This window comes from Streptomyces sp. NPDC059989, from assembly GCF_042736975.1.
GTDB lineage: Bacteria > Actinomycetota > Actinomycetes > Streptomycetales > Streptomycetaceae > Streptomyces.
In genome coordinates, this window is record NZ_JBHWUO010000094.1 from 1 (window position 1) to 16,949 (window position 16,949).

Annotated in this window: 12 protein-coding genes; 6 read left to right on the forward strand and 6 right to left on the reverse strand. The window is 73.8% G+C overall.

Going from position 1 to position 16,949, the window contains the following annotated elements; genetic code table 11:
* Both ACFWBN_RS38335 and ACFWBN_RS38340 read right to left on the reverse strand, forming a co-directional pair.
* The coding region (locus ACFWBN_RS38335) for an acyclic terpene utilization AtuA family protein (RefSeq protein WP_385186037.1) at positions 1–1,383 on the reverse strand (1,383 nt) is incomplete at its 3' end.
* A complete protein-coding gene (locus ACFWBN_RS38340) occupies positions 1,380–2,270 on the reverse strand; it encodes a TIGR03084 family metal-binding protein (protein ID WP_385186040.1) in 891 nt (296 codons plus the stop codon). The genes ACFWBN_RS38340 and ACFWBN_RS38335, both read right to left, overlap by 4 nt.
* 329 nt (positions 2,271–2,599) lie before the next feature.
* Between ACFWBN_RS38340 and ACFWBN_RS38345 the strand changes: the two genes are divergently transcribed.
* A complete protein-coding gene (locus ACFWBN_RS38345) occupies positions 2,600–4,240 on the forward strand; it encodes an alpha/beta fold hydrolase (protein ID WP_385186043.1) in 1,641 nt (546 codons plus the stop codon).
* Positions 4,241–4,319: 79 nt separating this feature from the next.
* On the opposite strand, the gene ACFWBN_RS38350 is transcribed toward ACFWBN_RS38345, so the two are convergent.
* The gene (locus ACFWBN_RS38350) at positions 4,320–4,775 is read right to left on the reverse strand and encodes a hypothetical protein (protein ID WP_385186046.1); all 456 of its coding nucleotides are present in this window, start codon (positions 4,773–4,775) and stop codon (positions 4,320–4,322) included.
* Positions 4,776–4,856: 81 nt separating this feature from the next.
* On the opposite strand from ACFWBN_RS38350, the gene ACFWBN_RS38355 reads away from it, so the two are divergent.
* From ACFWBN_RS38355 to ACFWBN_RS38365, 3 genes are all read left to right on the forward strand, one after another.
* On the forward strand, positions 4,857–5,918 hold the full coding sequence (locus tag ACFWBN_RS38355) for a helix-turn-helix transcriptional regulator (RefSeq protein WP_385186049.1): 1,062 nt from the start codon (positions 4,857–4,859) through the stop codon (positions 5,916–5,918).
* 46 nt (positions 5,919–5,964) lie between these two features.
* Positions 5,965–6,306, forward strand: a complete 342-nt coding sequence (locus ACFWBN_RS38360; protein WP_385186051.1) for a DoxX family protein — start codon at positions 5,965–5,967, stop codon at positions 6,304–6,306.
* 133 nt (positions 6,307–6,439) lie between these two features.
* Positions 6,440–7,177, forward strand: coding sequence for a GntR family transcriptional regulator (locus ACFWBN_RS38365; protein ID WP_385186054.1), 738 nt, complete (start codon positions 6,440–6,442; stop codon positions 7,175–7,177).
* Between the two features lie 598 nt (positions 7,178–7,775).
* Here ACFWBN_RS38365 and ACFWBN_RS38370 read toward each other — a convergent pair.
* The 3 genes from ACFWBN_RS38370 to ACFWBN_RS38380 all read right to left on the reverse strand — a co-directional run bounded on the left by ACFWBN_RS38370 (position 7,776) and on the right by ACFWBN_RS38380 (position 11,997).
* A complete protein-coding gene (locus ACFWBN_RS38370) occupies positions 7,776–8,135 on the reverse strand; it encodes a DUF1801 domain-containing protein (protein ID WP_385186057.1) in 360 nt (119 codons plus the stop codon).
* Positions 8,135–9,121 carry a DMT family transporter gene (locus ACFWBN_RS38375; protein WP_385186059.1) on the reverse strand — a complete coding sequence of 329 codons (987 nt, stop codon included), beginning with the start codon at positions 9,119–9,121 and terminating at the stop codon, positions 8,135–8,137. The genes ACFWBN_RS38370 and ACFWBN_RS38375 overlap by 1 nt, the downstream gene beginning before the upstream one ends.
* A gap of 95 nt (positions 9,122–9,216) precedes the next feature.
* A complete protein-coding gene (locus ACFWBN_RS38380) occupies positions 9,217–11,997 on the reverse strand; it encodes an FAD-binding and (Fe-S)-binding domain-containing protein (RefSeq protein ID WP_385186065.1) in 2,781 nt (926 codons plus the stop codon).
* A gap of 119 nt (positions 11,998–12,116) precedes the next feature.
* On the opposite strand from ACFWBN_RS38380, the gene serC reads away from it, so the two are divergent.
* Both serC and ACFWBN_RS38390 read left to right on the forward strand, forming a co-directional pair.
* Positions 12,117–13,235, forward strand: a complete 1,119-nt coding sequence (gene serC, locus ACFWBN_RS38385) for a phosphoserine transaminase (protein WP_385186062.1) — start codon at positions 12,117–12,119, stop codon at positions 13,233–13,235.
* A 193-nt stretch (positions 13,236–13,428) separates the two neighbouring features.
* Positions 13,429–16,629, forward strand: a complete 3,201-nt coding sequence (locus ACFWBN_RS38390) for a molecular chaperone Hsp90 (RefSeq protein ID WP_385186068.1) — start codon at positions 13,429–13,431, stop codon at positions 16,627–16,629.
* Positions 16,630–16,949 lie beyond the last annotated feature (320 nt).

A 16,949-nucleotide genomic window follows, 5' to 3' on the forward strand; every position in this document is an offset into this window, starting at 1 on the left:
CGCCGGAGGGGCTGAAAGATCAGCCTCGCCTGGGGGTCCCCCCGGACGGAGTCTGGGGGAGTTTGAGGCGCGGGGGTCCGGGGGCGGAGCCCCCGCCGGGTCCGCAGCGGGGATCGGGAGGCGGGTGCCGTCCGGCAGGACCGCCGTGTGGGGGACCCCGGTCGAGGGGACGAGGGCCGAGCGGAAGACCCCGTAGGGCGCCGCCGGGCCCGGCGGGGCCGTGACGTGGAACCCCGGGTAGCTGCCCAGGGCGAGTTCGACGGCCGCCGAGGTGAGGGCGCGGCCCACCCGGTCCGGGGAGGGGTCGCGGACCACCAGCCGCAGCAGGGCACTGGCCGTTTCCTCCGTCGGGGCGTCCTGGTGGTCCGTGCGAGACAGGGTCCAGGCGGCGTCGGCCACGCCGTCCAGCGCCTCGGCCAGCTGCTCGCGGACCAGGGCCGCCTTCGCTTCGATGTCCAGGCCGGTCAGGACGAAGACCACCTCGTTGCGCCAGCCGCCGATGCGCGTCACGCCCACCTTGAGGGTGGGGGGCGGCGCCTCGCCGAGCACCTCCGAGATCCGGACCCGGTCCGGTCCGTCCTCGGACAGCCGGACCGTGTCCAGCCGGGCCGTCGCGTCCGGGCCGAGGTACCGCACGCCCTGGGTCTCGTACAGGAGCTGCGCCGTCACCGTGCCCACCGAGACGACTCCCCCGGACCCCGGATGCTTGGTGATGACCGCCGAGCCGTCCTCGGAGATCTCGGCCAGCGGAAACCCGGGCCGCCGGACGTCGTGCGCGGTGAAGAAGGAGTAGTTCCCGCCGGTGGCGTGGGTTCCGCACTCCAGGACGTGGCCCGCGACCACCGCCCCCGCCAGCCGGTCGTAGTCGTCAGGCGCCCAGTCGAACCACCAGGCCGCCGGCCCGCTGACCAGCGCCGCGTCCGTGACCCGGCCGGTCACGACCACGTCCGCGCCCGCCCGCAGGCAGGCGGTGATCCCGGCGCCGCCGAGGTAGGCGTTGGCCGTCAGAGCGCCCTCCTCGTACGGCATCAGGTCGTCGCCCTCGACGTGCGCGACCGTCACCGGCACGCCCACCTTGGCCGCAAGCGCCCGTACGGCGTCGGCGAGTCCCGCCGGGTTCAGGCCGCCGGCGTTCGCGACGATCCGTACGCCCCGCTCGTGCGCGAGCCCGAGCCCTTCCTCCAGCTGGCGCAGGAAGGTCTTCGCGTAGCCGAGGTCCTGGTTCTTCAGGCGGTCGCGGCCGAGGATCAGCATGGTCAGCTCGGCCAGGTAGTCCCCGGTCACCACGTCCAGCGGGCCGCCGGTCAGCATCTCGCGCAGGGCGTCGAAGCGGTCCCCGTAGAAGCCCGAGGCGTTGCCGATGCGCAGGGCGCGGCGGGTCATCGGGAGGACTCCGCGCCCGGCCCGGCCCCCGGCTCGCGGCTCTGCCCGGCCTCCGGCTCGCGGCCCGGGCCTGCCGGGCCGGCGAAGGCCTGGGCGATGTCGAGCCAGCGGTCGGCGTCGGGGCCGGTGGCCGTGAGGGCGAGATCGGCGCGGTGGGCGCGCTGGGTCACCAGCAGGCAGAAGTCGAGCGCCGGGCCCGTGATGCGCTGCGGGGCCTCCGGCGGGCCGTACTCCCACCTCTCCGAGCCGTCGGGCGCCGTGAGCTCCACCCGGAACTCCCCTTCCGGTACGGGCAGTCCCCGTACGGCGTAGGCGTAGTCGCGGGCCCGTACGCCGATGCGGGCCACGTGCCGCAGCCGCGCGGTCGGGGTCCGGCGGACGCCGAGCGCGTCGGCGACGTCCTGGCCGTGCGCCCAGGTCTCCATCAGGCGGGCGCTCGCCATCGAGGCGGCCTTCATGGGCGGCCCGTACCAGGGGAAGCGGGTGTCGGGCGAGGCGGCGGCGAGCGCCTCGTCGAGGGCGGCGCGTCCGGCCCGCCAGCGGGCGAGCAGCTCGGCGGGCGGCAGCTTCGCACCCTGCTCGGCGCCCTCGTCGACGAAGGAGTCGGGGGCCTTGAGGGCTTCCTCGACCATGCCGGCGAAGCCGGCGGTGTCGGTGAGGGAGAGCAGTGCGGCCCGGTCGGTCCAGTGCAGGTGGGCGATCTGGTGGGCGACGCTCCAGCGGGGCGCGGGGGTGGGCCGCGCCCAGTCGGGCTCGGACAACTCAGCGACCAGGGAGTCCAGTTCGCGCCCCTCCTCACGCAGATCGACGAAGACGGCGGCGACATCGGCGGCAGCATCGGCGGCGGAAGCAGCAGCGGAAGCAGCGGCTGTGGACGGATCGGGCACGGGGCGCTCCCCTCTCGGCGTGAGGGGAAGACTGGCAGCCTCCGCAAAAACAATCAAGCATGCTTGCATGATTTTGTCGGAAGGCGGCTCGTTCCCGCCACCCACCACAATCACCGCCCACGGCAACGGAGTTGTCGTACCACCGGCCGGACGCAGGTCCCGTACCGCGCGGGCGGACGGGCACGCAGGGGGCGATTCAGGCCGTAAGCCGGAAACTCGCGATACGTCACCGGATGTCCCGTCGATACTGGACGTTCCGCTCCGGGCCCGGGCGAGCGCAGCACGTTCATGTCACTCGACGCAGACGACGACGAAGAGGATGAACTGACGTGACTCCAGCTCCCCGAACCCCCCGGACCCCCGCCACCCCCGTCTCGCTCTACCCCGAGCTCGACTCGACCGCCCTCGGCGCCTTCGTCACCGCCCTGGAGAGCGGCGACGTCACCGGCCTCGCCCCCGCCCGCGCCGCCGAGATCGCCGAGCTCCGCTCGGTGGCCGTCTTCACCCGCGGCAAGGTCACCGGCGCCGACGGGGACCTGCTCGACGCCGGCCTCTGGCGCCACACCGGGGCCCAGCCGCGCCCGCTGATCGTGATGCCCTCGCCGTGGACCGGCCTGGGCTGGCTCGCGTACGCCGTGCAGGCCACGCTCTTCGCCGCCCGCGGCTACAACGTCCTCGCCTACACCGCCCGCGGATTCGGCGGTTCCGAGGGCCAGGTGGAGGTGGCCGGGCCGCTCGACATAGCCGACGGCAGCCGGGCCCTGGACCACCTCATCGAGCGCACCGCCGGCCCGGTGACGAAGATCGGCTTCCTCGGGGACTCGTACGGCTCGGGCATCAGCCAGCTGGTCGCCGCGCACGACACCCGGATCGACGCCGTCGTCGCGCTCAGCAGCTGGGGCGATCTCGGGGAGGCGTTCTACGAGAACTCCACCCGCCACGTAGCGGCCGTACGGGCCCTGCTCGACGCGGCCGCGAAGGCGCGGCTGAGCCCGCAGACGCAGAGCGTCTTCGACAACGTCCTCGCCAACCGCGACATCCAGGGCACCCTGCGCTGGGCGGAGGCGCGCTCGCCCTTCACGCACATCAAGGAGCTCAACCGCCGCCAGGTCGCCGTCTTCTACGCACACGCCTGGCACGAGACGCTCTTCCCGTCCAACCAGACCCTGAAGATGTTCAACGAGCTGACCGGCCCCAAGCGCCTCGCCCTCTCCATCGGCGACCACTCCGGCCCCGAGATGACGGGCCTGCTCGGCCTCCCCAACCGGATCTGGACGGACGCCCACCGCTGGTTCGACCACCACCTCAAGGAGATCGACAACGGCATCGCCGACGAGGGCCAGGTGCTCAGCGAGGTCATGTGGAGCAAAACCCTCGAACCCCGCCCGACCTGGCCCTCCCTCACCGAGCACGTTCACCGGCTGCACCTGGCGGGCGGCGGTGAACTGGCCGAGCAGCCCGAGGCCGGCTGGACGGCGACCGTGCTGTGCGGGGTGGACACCCCCGCGACCGTCGCCGACACCGTCGTCACCTCCGGATACGCCGAGATCGCCGGCCGCCCGAAGATCTACCCGACGGCCGACATCGACCGCACCGTCGCCGCCGTGTGGGCCTCCGCCCCGGCCCCCGAGACCACCCGGCTGCGCGGCACCCCGAAACTGCGCGTCACCTACCGGGCCGCGAACCCCGGGTCCACCTTCGTCGCGTACCTCCTCGACATGGCGGCCGACGGCACGGCCCACATCGTCACGCACGCCCCGTACACCGACCTCGGCTCCCCGCCCGACAGCCTGATCAGCGCGGACATCGAGCTCCAGGCCACGGCGTACGACGTGCCGCGCGGCCACCGGATCCTGCTGGTGATCGACTCCCGCGACCCCTTCTACGGGGACGCGAACCTGCCGCGCGCGACGCTGGCCTTCACCTCACCCGAGCCGACGCCCTCGTACCTGGACCTGCCGCTGGGCTAGGAAGGGACGCGCGTCCGCCCGGCCGAACCCCCGTAGCGGCCGGGCGGACGCGCGAGCAGGCAGGCCCTGCCCCTCGGCCTCAAGAGGAGCGGCGGGTGAACTCCATGGTCCAGTTGTGGATCCACGACGCGCCCTCGTCCACGGAGAAGAACTGCTCCCAGCGCGCCGCGTCACCCGTGATCCCCGACCACACGAACCGCACCCGTACCGCCTTCCCGTCGTGCGTGTCCTCGCCCTCGAACACGCCCCGTCCGCCCTCGAAGCGGCCCACGACGGGCGGGAAGAGCGTCCCGGTCCGCCGGCTCGACCAGTACAGCGACCACTCCTCCCGCTCGTGGTCGAAGAGCCGCAAGGTCAGCCCGCCGAACCCCTTCGTGGGAAAGTCGATCTCGTCGAAGCTCGCACCCCCGTCGAAGTGTCGCGAGGCACGGGACACGGCAGGAAACTCCTCCCAAGCACTCTCCGCATCGAGGAAGTCAACACGCCACCGATTGGCGACGTCCCAGCTGCCGACGAGGAAATCGAAGTCATTCACGCGCTGCTCCCGTGCTCGCTCTCAGTGCAATGGGGAGACCGTAGGAGCACTCCACTGACATCTTGTGTCAGTGGAGTGCCGATGAAGTCCAGCCGCCTGCTCTCGATCCTCCTCCTGCTCCAGACCCGGGGCCGGATGACCGCCGCCGAGCTCGCGCAAGAGCTGGAGGTGTCCGTACGTACGGTCTACCGCGACGCGGAGGCACTGGCCGCGGCGGGCGTACCGCTGTACGGGGACGCCGGCCACAGCGGGGGCTACCAGCTGCTCGCCGGCTACCGGACGAGGCTGACCGGGCTCAGCACGGGCGAGGCCGAGGCCCTGTTCCTGACGGGCATGCCGGGCCCGGCGGCGGAACTCGGCCTGGGCCGCGCCCTGTCGGCGGCCCAGCTCAAACTCCGCGCGGCCCTGCCCGCGGAACTGCGCGCCCAGGCGGACCGGATGCGGCTGCGGTTCCACCTGGACGCCCCGGGCTGGTACGCGGAGCACGAGGAGACCCCGTACCTGGCGCAGGTCGCCGACGCGGTCTGGCGGGGCCGGGTGATCGAGATCCGCTACCGGCGCTGGAAGGAACCCCGCGAGGTGGACCGGCGGCTGGCCCCGTACGGCCTGGTCCTGAAGGCGGGCCGCTGGTACCTGATCGCCGGCCACCTGACGGGCGGGGGCCCGGAGAGCCCCCGCACCTACCGCATCGACCAGATCCTCTCCCTCCGGGAAACGACCGAGGAGGCCGAACCCCCGGACGGCTTCGACCTGGCGGCGCACTGGCGCCGCACCCAGGCCGACTTCCACGCCCGCCTCCACCCCGAGGAGGCCCTGGTCCGCCTCTCCCCGCGCGCCGCGGCCCACCTCACGGGCCCCCAGGCCCGCGCCCTGACCACCACCGGCACACCGGACCCCGAACTCCCGGGCTGGACCAGGGCCGTACTCCCGATCGAGTCACAGGACCAGGCCCGGTCCCAGTTCCTGTCCCTGGGCCCGGAAGCCGAGGTCCTGTCCCCGCCCGCCCTCCGCTCGGCCATCACATCCGCCCTTGCGACGATGACGGCCCGCTACACAGCAGCCGTACCCGACGGCGCCCACATCCCGGAGGAAAAAAGAACTTCACGAACGCGGTCACACTCCCACCCCGCGGCGGGTCATTGAAACAACAGCAACTCACCACCCCAGCCGCCCGACAGGAGCACCCACCATGTCCACCACCGCCACCGTCATCACCCTCGTCGCCGCCTTCATGGCCGGCTTCTCCGGAGCCTCGATCCTCTTCGGCGCCAAGTTCACCGTCGAGCCGCTCGCCGAGTACGGCGTCCCCCGCAGCTGGTGGAACCTGCTCGCCACCGCCAAGCTCGCCGGCGCGGCCGGCCTGGTCACCGGCCTCTTCATCCCCGCCATCGGCATCGCCGCCGCCATCGGCCTGATCCTCTACTTCACCGGCGCCGTCATCACGGTCCTCCGCGCCCGCGCCTACGCCCACACCCCCTTCCCCCTCCTCTACGCCGCCCCGGCCATCGCGGCCCTCACCCTCGGCTTCTGAGGAAGCGGCTGTCCGAGCAATCGGCGGGGCGAGCTCCCTACGCCGCCTGGACCTCTCCCGGGGCAGCTCCTTAGCGAACCCACGGGACGTTGGCTAACGTGTGTACCACCCTAGGGAGAACTGGAGGTCGATCATGCCCGAGACGGCGCGACAGATCGCCGACGACTTGCGGGCACGGATCGACTCCGGCGAGTTCGGTCCCGGCGCCCGACTGCCCGGTGAACCGGCGCTGGTCAAGCAGTACGGCGTAGCCAAGATGACGGCGTCCAACGCCCTGAAGCTCCTCATCGGCGAAGGTGCCGCATACTCCCGCCCGGGCTCCGGAACGTACGTCCGCGACTTCAAGCCGATCCGCCGGGTGGCCACGAAGCGCCTGGCCCAGTCGCAGTGGTCGTCCGGGGACTCCATCTGGTCGGCGGACGTGAGCGGCCGACCCATGGACGTCGTGGACATCGAGGTGTACGAGTCCGTCGCACCGCGCTGGGTGGCCCGCGCGCTCGCCCTGGAGGAGGGTGCGGCCGTACTCGTTCGCAGCCGGCGCTACGCAGTGGACGGCTCGGCGGTGCAGAAGGCCACCTCCTACCTCTCCGCCGACCTTGTCCGGGAAACCCCGATCGCCGAACCCAACCCTGGCCCCGGCGGCGTCTACGCCCGACTCACCGATATCGGGTGCGGACCCGTGGACTTCGTGGAGGAGCTGCGCGCCCGGATGCCCAGCGCGGAGGAGTCCGAGGTGCTCGACCTGCTGCCGGGAACTCCGGTCGTGGAGATCTACCGGACAGCGCTCACGGCAGACGGCAGGCCGGTGGAGGTCAACCACATGCTCCTGGACGCCGGTTCCTACGTGATGCAGTACAACTTCCCAAGCTAGGCAGCCCAACGAGGATCTGCTCGAACCGGCCACCCAGTAACGGTCTCGATCGAAAACGGGCCGCGGACGCGTCCTTGGAGACATCCGTAGCGATCGTGGGCGGCTTATGACCAGCCCCAGACGGCCGCCGGACGCCAAGCCGTGCGAAGCGCGTAGCGATCTGCCGCGCCCGCGTCTCCCGATGGGCTTCTCGCCGCTGTTTGGCGCAGGTAGAGCCGCCCCCGACCCGGAAGGTGCCTGTCTATGGGCCCCGCAGGGATGTCAGCCAGGGCCCGGGCCCCGGACGCTGCCCGGCCTGGGTGGTGGGCATTCGCTGGCCCCGGGAACCGGGCAGTCGCTCCCTGAGAGGGCAGTGGGCATGTCTCTGACCCGTGCCGTTCTTTTGGGGGGTTCCCGGCAGTCTTCGTATTTCCGTGGCGGGACGGTCTGTCAAGGGTGGCCGAAGGCCATCGCGAAGCGACGCGACGACGAAGGAGGAGCGCCCTTGACAGGCCGGCCCGACACGGAGAGACGATGAGACTGACGGGAAACCCCCAAACCATCCCTGATGCCGGATGACTGGGTCCCGACCCCCGAAGCCACCGCCCTACCCCTACCCCTACCCGCAGATCCGGCCCCGCGGCGCCTTGGCCGTGGCTCGGAGGAGGTCGTGGAGGAGGGGGAAGTCGACCTTGTCCGGGTGGCGGAAGCGGAGGCAGGCCTTGCCCATGTCGTGGGCGGCCAGGCGGTCCGCGAAGGCGTCGCGGACGTCCGTGCGCAGGAGGTAGACGGAGATGTACTGCTTCTGGTTGGCCCAGGCGATCTCCGCGGCCGTTTCGCCGGGGCGGACGTACGCGGGCATCCCGTACGCGATGACCTCCTCGAAGCCCTTCAGTTCCGCCACGAACAGCTCGCGGAGGAGGGTCAGGGCCGGGCGGCGGGCGTCCGGGGTCTCGGCGAGGTAGGTGTCGACGTCCATCAGGCGGCGGGCTGCTTCCGGCTCTGGGAGCGGACCGCGCCCATGCTGGCCGCGATCACGAGGGCGATGGCCAGGGCGTCCAGCGCGGACAGGGCCTGGCTCAGGACGAGGAAGCCGGCGGTGGCCGCGATGGCCGGCTCCAGGCTCATCAGGATCGCGAAGGTCGGCGCCGGGAGCCTGCGCAGGGCGAGCAGTTCGAGGGTGTACGGGAGTACGGAGGACAGTACGGCCACGCCGACGCCCAGGGCGAGGGTGCTCGGGACGAGGAGGTCCGCGCCCGCTTCGACCACGCCCAGCGGGAGGGAGATCACCGCGGCCACCGCCATGGCCAGGGCCAGGCCGTCCGCCTGCGGGAAGCGGCGGCCGGTACGCGCGCTGAAGACGATGTACGCCGCCCACATCGCGCCCGCTCCGAGCGCGAACGCGGCGCCCGCCGGATCGAGCGCGCCGAAGCCGAAGCCGCCGCCACCGCTGCCGCCGCCGTGGCTGGAGAGGAGGACCACGCCGGCGAGGGCGAGGCCGGCCCAGAGCAGGTTCACCAGGCGGCGGGAGACGATGACCGACAGCGCCAGCGGGCCGAGGACCTCCAGGGTGACGGCCGGGCCGAGCGGGATGCGGTCCACGGCCTGGTAGAAGAGGCCGTTCATCCCGGCCATGGTGACGCCGAAGGCGAGCACCGTGACCCAGTCGGAGCGGGAGTAGCCGCGCACCTTGGGGCGGCACAGGAGCAGCAGCACGATGGCGGCGGCCGCGAGCCGCAGCGTGACCACGCCCGCCGCACCCGCCCTCGGCATGATCATGACCGCGAGGGCGGCGCCGAACTGCACCGAGATGCCCGCCGAGATCACCAGTGCCACCGGGCCGAAGCGGGTCCCGCGTCCCGCGGGGGGAGCGAGGGGGGCGGCGGGGGCGGTGGCGGAGGCGGCGGGGGCGGCCGAAACGGGCACGTTCGTCGTCGGCGAGGGGGTGGGAGTGGACGCGGTCATTCCTCCAGACTAGGGGGTCGTAAGGAGTGTCGCCGTATGTCTTGCCTTACAGGCGGCTGACCGGGAAGTGTCCGCAGGTGTCCGACCTGGCCGGCCTAGCCCCGTAGCCCCTCCGCCAGGAGTTCGGCCAGGTGGCGGGCGCGGACTCCGCCGCCCAGCTGGGAGATCTGGGTACGGCAGGAGAAGCCGTCCGCCTGGACCAGGGCGTCCGGCGGGGCCTCGCGGAGGGACGGGAGCAACTGCTCCTCGGCGCAGGCCACCGACACCGCGTGGTGGCCCGGCTCGAAGCCGAAGTTCCCGGCGAGGCCGCAGCAGCCGCCGCTGAGCGCGCCGGTCAGGCCGGCGCGCTCGCGCAGGCGGCGGTCGGCGGCGTCGCCGAGGACGGCGTGCTGGTGGCAGTGGGTCTGGCCGACGACCTGCCGGTCGAGGCGGGGCGGCTGCCAGGCCGGGGCGTACTCCTCCAGGGTCTCGGCGAAGGTCCGGACGGCTGCCGCCAGGCGGGCGGCGCGGGGGTCGTCGGGGAGCAGGGCCGGGAGGTCGGTACGGAGGGCGGCGGCGCAGCTGGGTTCCAGGACGAGCACGGGAGCCCGTACGTCGCCCACGTCGCCCACGGCGTCCAGGGTGCGGCGCAGGACCTTGCGGGCGCGGTCGAGGCGGCCGGTGGAGAGGTAGGTCAGGCCGCAGCACACCCGTCCGCGCGGGAGGGCGACCGTGAGCCCGGCTGCCTCCAGCACCTGTACCGCCGCGCGGCCGGTCTGAGGGGACAGGTACTCGGTGAAGGTGTCGGGCCAGAGCGTGACGCTGGAGCCGGGACCGGAGCGGCTGCCGAGGCCAGAGCCAGAGCCAGGACCAGGACCAGGACCAGGACCAGCCAAGCCCGGACCCTGCGAAGCCGAGAAGGCCCGACTGAACGGCTCCCCCGCCAGTTCCGGCAAGGCCCGCTCCCGCGCCAGCCCCGGCACCCCGAAGCGTCGGGCCGTCGCGTTCGCCGCCCCCTGCATCCGCAGCGCGGCGATGAGGCGGAGCCAGGACGGGAGGCCGCCCAGGGTGTAGTGGGACAGCGGGCGGATGCGGCCGGACCAGTGGTGGTGCAGGAACTCCGACTTGTACGTGGCCATGTCCACGCCCACCGGGCAGTCGCTGAGGCACCCCTTGCAGCCCAGGCACAGGTCCAGCGCCTCCGCGACCTCCGGCGAGCGCCAGCCGCCGGTGACCACCTCGCCCGCCAGCATCTCGTGCAGCAGCCGGGCCCGGCCCCGCGTGGAGTGCCGCTCCTCCCCCGTGGCCCGGTACGACGGGCACATGACAGCGGGCCCGCCGGCCGCCACCTCCACCGACCGGCATTTCGCGACCCCGACGCACTTCGCCACCTCCCTCCCCAGCGAGGTGTCCGGCAGCACCTCGAAGCGGAGGTTCTCGTCGAGCCGCCCCGGCCGGACCAGCATCCCCGGGTTCATCCCGCCCGCCGGATCCCACACGTCCTTGTACGCGCCGAAGAGGCCGATGACCGCCGGCCCGTACATCCGCGGCAGCAGCTCCGCCCGCGCCTGGCCGTCCCCGTGCTCCCCCGACAGCGAGCCGCCGTGGGCGACGACCAGGTCCGCCAGGTCCGAGGAGAAGGCGCGGAAGCCCGCCACGCCCTTCGCCGACACCAGGTCGAAGTCGATCCGCACGTGCACGCAGCCCTCGCCGAAGTGCCCGTACGGGGACCCCCGCAGCCCGTGCTCCGCCAACAGGGCGCGGAACTCCCGCAGGTACGCCCCCAGCCGGGCCGGCGGTACCGCGCAGTCCTCCCACCCCGGCCAGGCCATCCCCCCTCCCGGCATCCGCGTCGCCGTGCCCGCCGCGTCCTCGCGGATCCGCCACAGCGCCCGCTGCCCCGCCGGGTCCGTGACCACCACCGCGTCCAGCGCGTCAGCGGCCCGTACGAGCGCACGCGCCCCGCCCTCGTCCCGCATCTCCACGAACAGCCAGGCCCCGCCCCGGGGCAGCCCGCCCGCACCCCCGACCAGGTCCTCCGCCATCCCCTCCACCGTCAGCGGCCGGTACGGGAGCAGGCCCGCGGCCGCATCCGCCGCCGCGCTCTCGTCGGCGTACCCGAGCACCGCGAGCACCGGCGCGCGCGGCGCTTCCACCAGGCGCACGACCGCCTCGGTCACCACCCCGAGCGTGCCCTCGCTCCCGCAGAAGGCCCGGGCCAGCTCCACGCCCCGCTCGGGCAGCAGCGCGTCCAGCCCGCCGTAGCCGGAGATCCGCCGCGAGAAGCCGCCGGCCGCCATCCCTGTACGCAGCACCGCCAGGTTCCCCGCCACCAGCTCCCGCAGCCCGTCCGGCGCCCCCGACCAGCCCGTCCCGATCCGGTGGACGGCGCCCCCGTACGCCGTCACCGCCAGCTCGGCCACGTTGTCCGCGGTGGTCCCCCAGGCCACCGAGTGGGCCCCGCACGCGTTGTTGCCGATCATGCCGCCGAGGGTGCAGCGGGAGTGCGTGGAGGGATCGGGGCCGAAGGTCAGCCCGTACGGGCGCACCGCGTCCCGCAGCCGGTCCAGGACCAGCCCCGGCTGGACGACGGCGGTCCGGGCGGCGGGGTCCACGGACACCAGGGCGTTCATGTGGCGGGTGAGGTCGAGGACGACGCCCACGCCGGTCGCCTGGCCCGCGATGGAGGTCCCGCCGCCGCGCGGCACGACCGGGACCCCGGCCGCGGCGCACACGCGCAGCGCGGCCGCCACGTCCTGGGCGTCGCGCGGGGCGACGACCCCCACCGGAACGCGGCGGTAGTTGGAGGCGTCCATGGTCACCAGCGCCCGCGCCGCCGCGCCGAAGTCCACCTCCCCGCGCAGCTCGGCCCGCAGGGTCCGTTCGAGTTCGCGCATCGCTGCTGCCCCGGATGACGTCACGCGGCCCAGCCTGCCACCGTCCCCCACGATCCCCGTGCGTCTCATCGGGTGGACGCGCCTCCAACCCACGGACCTCGACCGGATACGCTCCGCTCGTGGCTGAGATCCAGATTCCCGCTGACATCAAGCCCGCCGACGGACGCTTCGGCGCGGGCCCCTCCAAGGTGCGGACCGAGGCGCTGGACGCCCTCGCCGCCACCGGAACCTCCCTGCTCGGAACCTCACACCGCCAGGCCCCGGTCAAGAACCTGGTCGGCTCGGTGCGCCAGGGTCTCCGGGACCTCTTCTCGCTCCCCGAGGGCTACGAGGTGATCCTGGGCAACGGCGGCTCCACCGCCTTCTGGGACATCGCGACCCACGGGCTGATCGAGCAGAAGTCCCAGCACCTGACCTTCGGCGAGTTCTCCTCCAAGTTCGCCAAGGCCGCGAAGCTCGCGCCGTGGCTGGACGCGCCGTCCGTGATCTCCTCCGAGCCGGGGACGCACCCCGAGCCGGTGGCCGAGGCGGGCGTGGACGTGTACGCGTACACCCACAACGAGACCTCGACGGGTGTCGCGGCGCCGATCAAGCGCGTCGCGGGCGCCGACGCCGGGTCGCTCGTCCTGGTGGACGCGACCTCGGGCGCGGGCGGTCTGCCGGTGGACATCACCGAGACCGACGTCTACTACTTCGCCCCGCAGAAGTCCTTCGCCTCGGACGGCGGCCTGTGGCTGGCGGCGTTCTCCCCGGCCGCCCTGGAGCGCGCGCAGCGCGTGCACGACTCCGGCCGGCACATCCCGGAGTTCTTCTCGCTGCCGACGGCGATCGACAACTCGCTGAAGAACCAGACGTACAACACCCCGGCCCTGTCCACCCTCTTCCTGCTCAACGAGCAGCTGGAGTGGATGAACAGCCAGGGCGGTCTGGAGTTCACGACCGGCCGTACGGCGGCCAGCGCGCGCAACCTGTACGGCTGGGCCGAGGCGTCGAAGTACGCCAACCCGTTCGTCGTGGACGCCGACAAGCGCTCCGCCGTCATCGGCACGATCGACTTCTCGGACGACATCGACGCGGCGGCCATCGCCAAGGTGCTGCGCGCCAACGGCATCGTGGACACCGAGCCGTACCGCAAGCTCGGCCGCAACCAGCTCCGCATCGCGATGTTCCCGGCGATCGACCCGGCGGACGTGCAGGCGCTGACGGCCTGCATCGACTACGTGATCGAGAAGCTCTAAGGACTACCGCCAGAGCCCCCGGTGACACGAGGTCACCGGGGGCTTCTGCGTTCCCCACAAGAGGGCACTGGGACGCCAACGTGGTGGTGTTCGCGCACCTCACGGGCAAGGCGTGGCCCCGTACGCGATACCTTCAGGACGTTCGGGGCAGGAGCATCAAGGCCCAGCACATCTTGGAGGCAGCGGCGTGAACGTGCGAGTGACGGCGGCCCAGAGCGGCGTGGACCCCTTCGGCACGGCCCGGCTGCGGCGCAGGGTCCTCGACGCGTGGGGCGCGGGCCCGTCCCGGTTCCGCGAGGACGCCAACGCCGAGGAGGACCTGGCGCTCGGCGGCTACCGCGACCGGCTGGTCGTCGAGCTGGCGCAGAACGCCGCCGACGCCGCCGCGCGGGCCCGGGTTCCGGGCCGGCTGCGGCTCACCCTGCACGCCGCCGAGCCCGGTGAGGGCGGGCACGCGGTGCTGGCCGTCGCCAACACCGGTGCCCCGCTGGACGCGACGGGCGTGGAGTCGCTGTCCACCCTGCGCGCCTCCGCGAAGCGGGAGCCGGCGGGGGCCGCCCCGGGGGCCACCGACGCGGGCTCCGGCTCCGGCTCCGGCTCCGGCTCCGGCTCCGGCTCCGGCTCCGGCGACACCGTCGGCCGATTCGGCGTCGGCTTCGCCGCCGTCCTCGCCGTCTCCGACGAGCCCGCCGTCCTCGGCCGCCACGGCGGCGTCCGCTGGTCCCTCGCCGAGGCCCGCGAACTGGCCCGGGGCGCCTCCGTCGGCAGCCCCGGCCTCGGCGACGAACTGCGCCGCCGCGACGGCCACGTACCGCTGCTGCGCCTCCCGCTGCCCGCCGAGGGCACGGCGCCCGAGGGCTACGACACCGTCGTGGTCCTCCCGCTGCGCGACGCCGCCGCCGAGGACCTCGCCGAACGGCTGCTGGCCGGCATCGACGACGCCCTCCTCCTCACCCTCCCCGGGCTGCGCGAGGTCATCGTGGACACGCCGGCCGACGGCACCCGCACCCTCCACCGCCGCGACGAGGGCCCGTACACCGTCATCGAGGACTCCCGTACGGGCACCAACCGCTGGCGCACCGTCCGCCACGGCGGCCCCATCGAGCGCGCCCTGCTCGCCGACCGGCCCGTCGAGGAACGCCTGCGGCCCGCCTGGTCGGTGTCCTGGGCCGTGCCCGTCGACGCCGACGGCGCCCCGCTGCGCCCGGCCACCGCACCCGTGGTGCACGCACCGACCCCCACCGACGAGCCCCTCGGCATCCCGGCCCTGCTCATCGCGACCCTGCCGCTGGACACCACCCGCCGGCACCCCGCGCCGGGTCCGCTGACCGACTTCCTCGTGGAGCGCGCGGCCGACGCGTACGCCGAGCTCCTCGGCGCCTGGGACCCGGTGACCACCGCCCTCGTCGACCTGGTCCCCGGCCCGCTCGGCAAGGGCGCACTGGACGGCGCCCTGCGCGCCGCCGTCCTCGACCGGCTCCCCCGTACGGCCTTCCTCGCCCCCGCCGCCCCGCCCGAGCACGCCGAGGAGCGCAACGCCCTGCGCCCCTTCGAGGCCGAGGTCGTGGAGGGCGCGGGCGCCGACACCGTACGGGTCCTCGCCGAGGTCCTGCCGACCCTGCTCCCGGCCGGCCTGGAGCGCCGCGCCGAGCTGCGCAACCTGGGCGTGGGCCGGCTGCCGCTGGGCGATGCCATCGAGCGGATCGCGGGCATCGAGCGGACCCCCGACTGGTGGCACCGGCTCTACGACAGCCTCGCCGGGGTGGACCCGGACCGGCTGTCCGGCCTCCCCGTGCCCCTGGCCGACGGCCGCACCACCATCGGCCCGCGCCACATCCTCCTCCCCTACGCGGACACCCCCGAGAGCCTGGCCCGGCTGGGGCTGAAGGTGGCCCACCCGGACGCGGCGCACCCGCTGCTGGAGAAGCTCGGAGCGCTGCCGGCGACGCCGCGGGCCGTGCTGACGACCCCGCAGGTGCGGGCCGCCGTCGCCGCCTCCCTCGACGCCGGGGAGATCTGGGACGAGGACGCCGACACCCTGGACGCCGACGAGCTGGCCGACGTGGTCCTCGGCCTGATCCGGGACGCCGGCCTGGCCCCCGGCGACGAGCCCTGGCTCGGCGCGCTGGCCCTCCCCGACGAGGACGGCGAGCTGACCCCGGCGGGCGAACTCCTGCTCGCCGGCAGCCCCTTGGCCTCGGTGGTCCGCGAGGACGAGATCCCCTACCTGGATGCCGAGCTGGCCTCCCGCTGGGACCCGGACACCCTCACCGCCTGCGGGGTCCTGGCCTCCTTCCAGCTGGTCCGGGCCACGGACGTGGTCCTCGATCCGGACGAACTGGAGCCGCGCGAGGGGGACTTCGCGGAGCCCGACGACGCGGGCCTGCTGGACGCGGTGGACGTGTGGTGCGAGGACGTCCTCGACCAGCTCCCCGACACCCCGGTCCCCCCGGTGGCCACGGAACTGGTGGCCGTACGGGACCTGGACCTGGTCGACGACGACTGCTGGCCCCAGGCCCTGGCGATGCTGGCCCAGCCCCCGCTCCGGGACGCCCTGACCCAGCCCGTGCGGATCCTCCTCCCGGACGGCACCACGCAGTCCGTGCGCCCGTACACCGCCTGGTGGCTGCGCGACCACCCGGTCCTCGACGGCCGCCGCCCGGCGGGCCTGCGCGCGGCGGGCGGCGACCCGCTCCTGGAGGGCCTCTACACCTCGGCGGACGCCACGGGCTTCGAGGACGAGCAGGTCCTGCGCGCCCTGGGCGTACGGACCACCGTGCCGGCCCTCCTGGACGAACCCGGCGGCGCCGCCGAGCTCCTGGGCCGCCTCGCGGACCCGGACCGCGAGGTGACGGGCCGCCAACTGCACGGCCTGTACACCGCCCTGGCCGACCTGGACCCCGAGCAGGTCACCCTCCCGGACGAGCTGCGCGCGGTGGTGGACGGCGAGGTCCGCGTGGTGGACGCGGCCGACGCGGTCATCGCCGACGCCCCCGACCTGCTCCCCCTCACGGAGGGCCTCCCCCTCCTGCCGGTGTCCCCGTCCCGGGCCGCGGACCTGGCGGACCTCCTCCAGGTCCGCCGCCTCTCGGAGACGGTCCCGGCGGAGGTCACGACCCCGGGCGAGGAACACGACGTACCGGAATCCGTGCTCCTCCTGCTGGGCCCCTCGACCCCCCTCACGTACATCGAGCACGAGGAACTGATCGCGGGCGGCACGGAACTCGACTGGCGCCGCACCCCCGACGGCACCCTGCACGCCTCGACCCTGGAGGGCGTCGCGGCGGGCCTCGCCTGGTCCGCGGGCCAGTGGCCCCGCCGCTTCGAGGTGGCGGCCCTCCTGGAGGACCCGTCCCGCACGGCCGAACTGGCCCGGGACCGCTGGTTCGACTGACGGGCCTCGTCCGCCGCCGGGTGCGGCGCCGTTCCGGGGGCTCTGCCCCCGCGCCTCAAACGCCGGCGGGGCTGGGGTTTGTCCCCCGGGGCGGGATCTTGACCGTTCGGGTTGTCCGCGGGGTCCCTCCGGGACGTCTCCTCGTCCTCGCGCACCAAGCCCTGTCACGGCGTGCTGCTTTGGTTGCGCGCTCGTCCTGCGGGGACGCCCCTGCGCGCCCCCGCTCCCCCCGTTACCGTTTTCGTGGCTCCGCAATGGGGCTACCGGCCTTCGGGTCCGGCATGACTTCCCCCCCTTGTTGTTGATGATCCGGGGGGTGG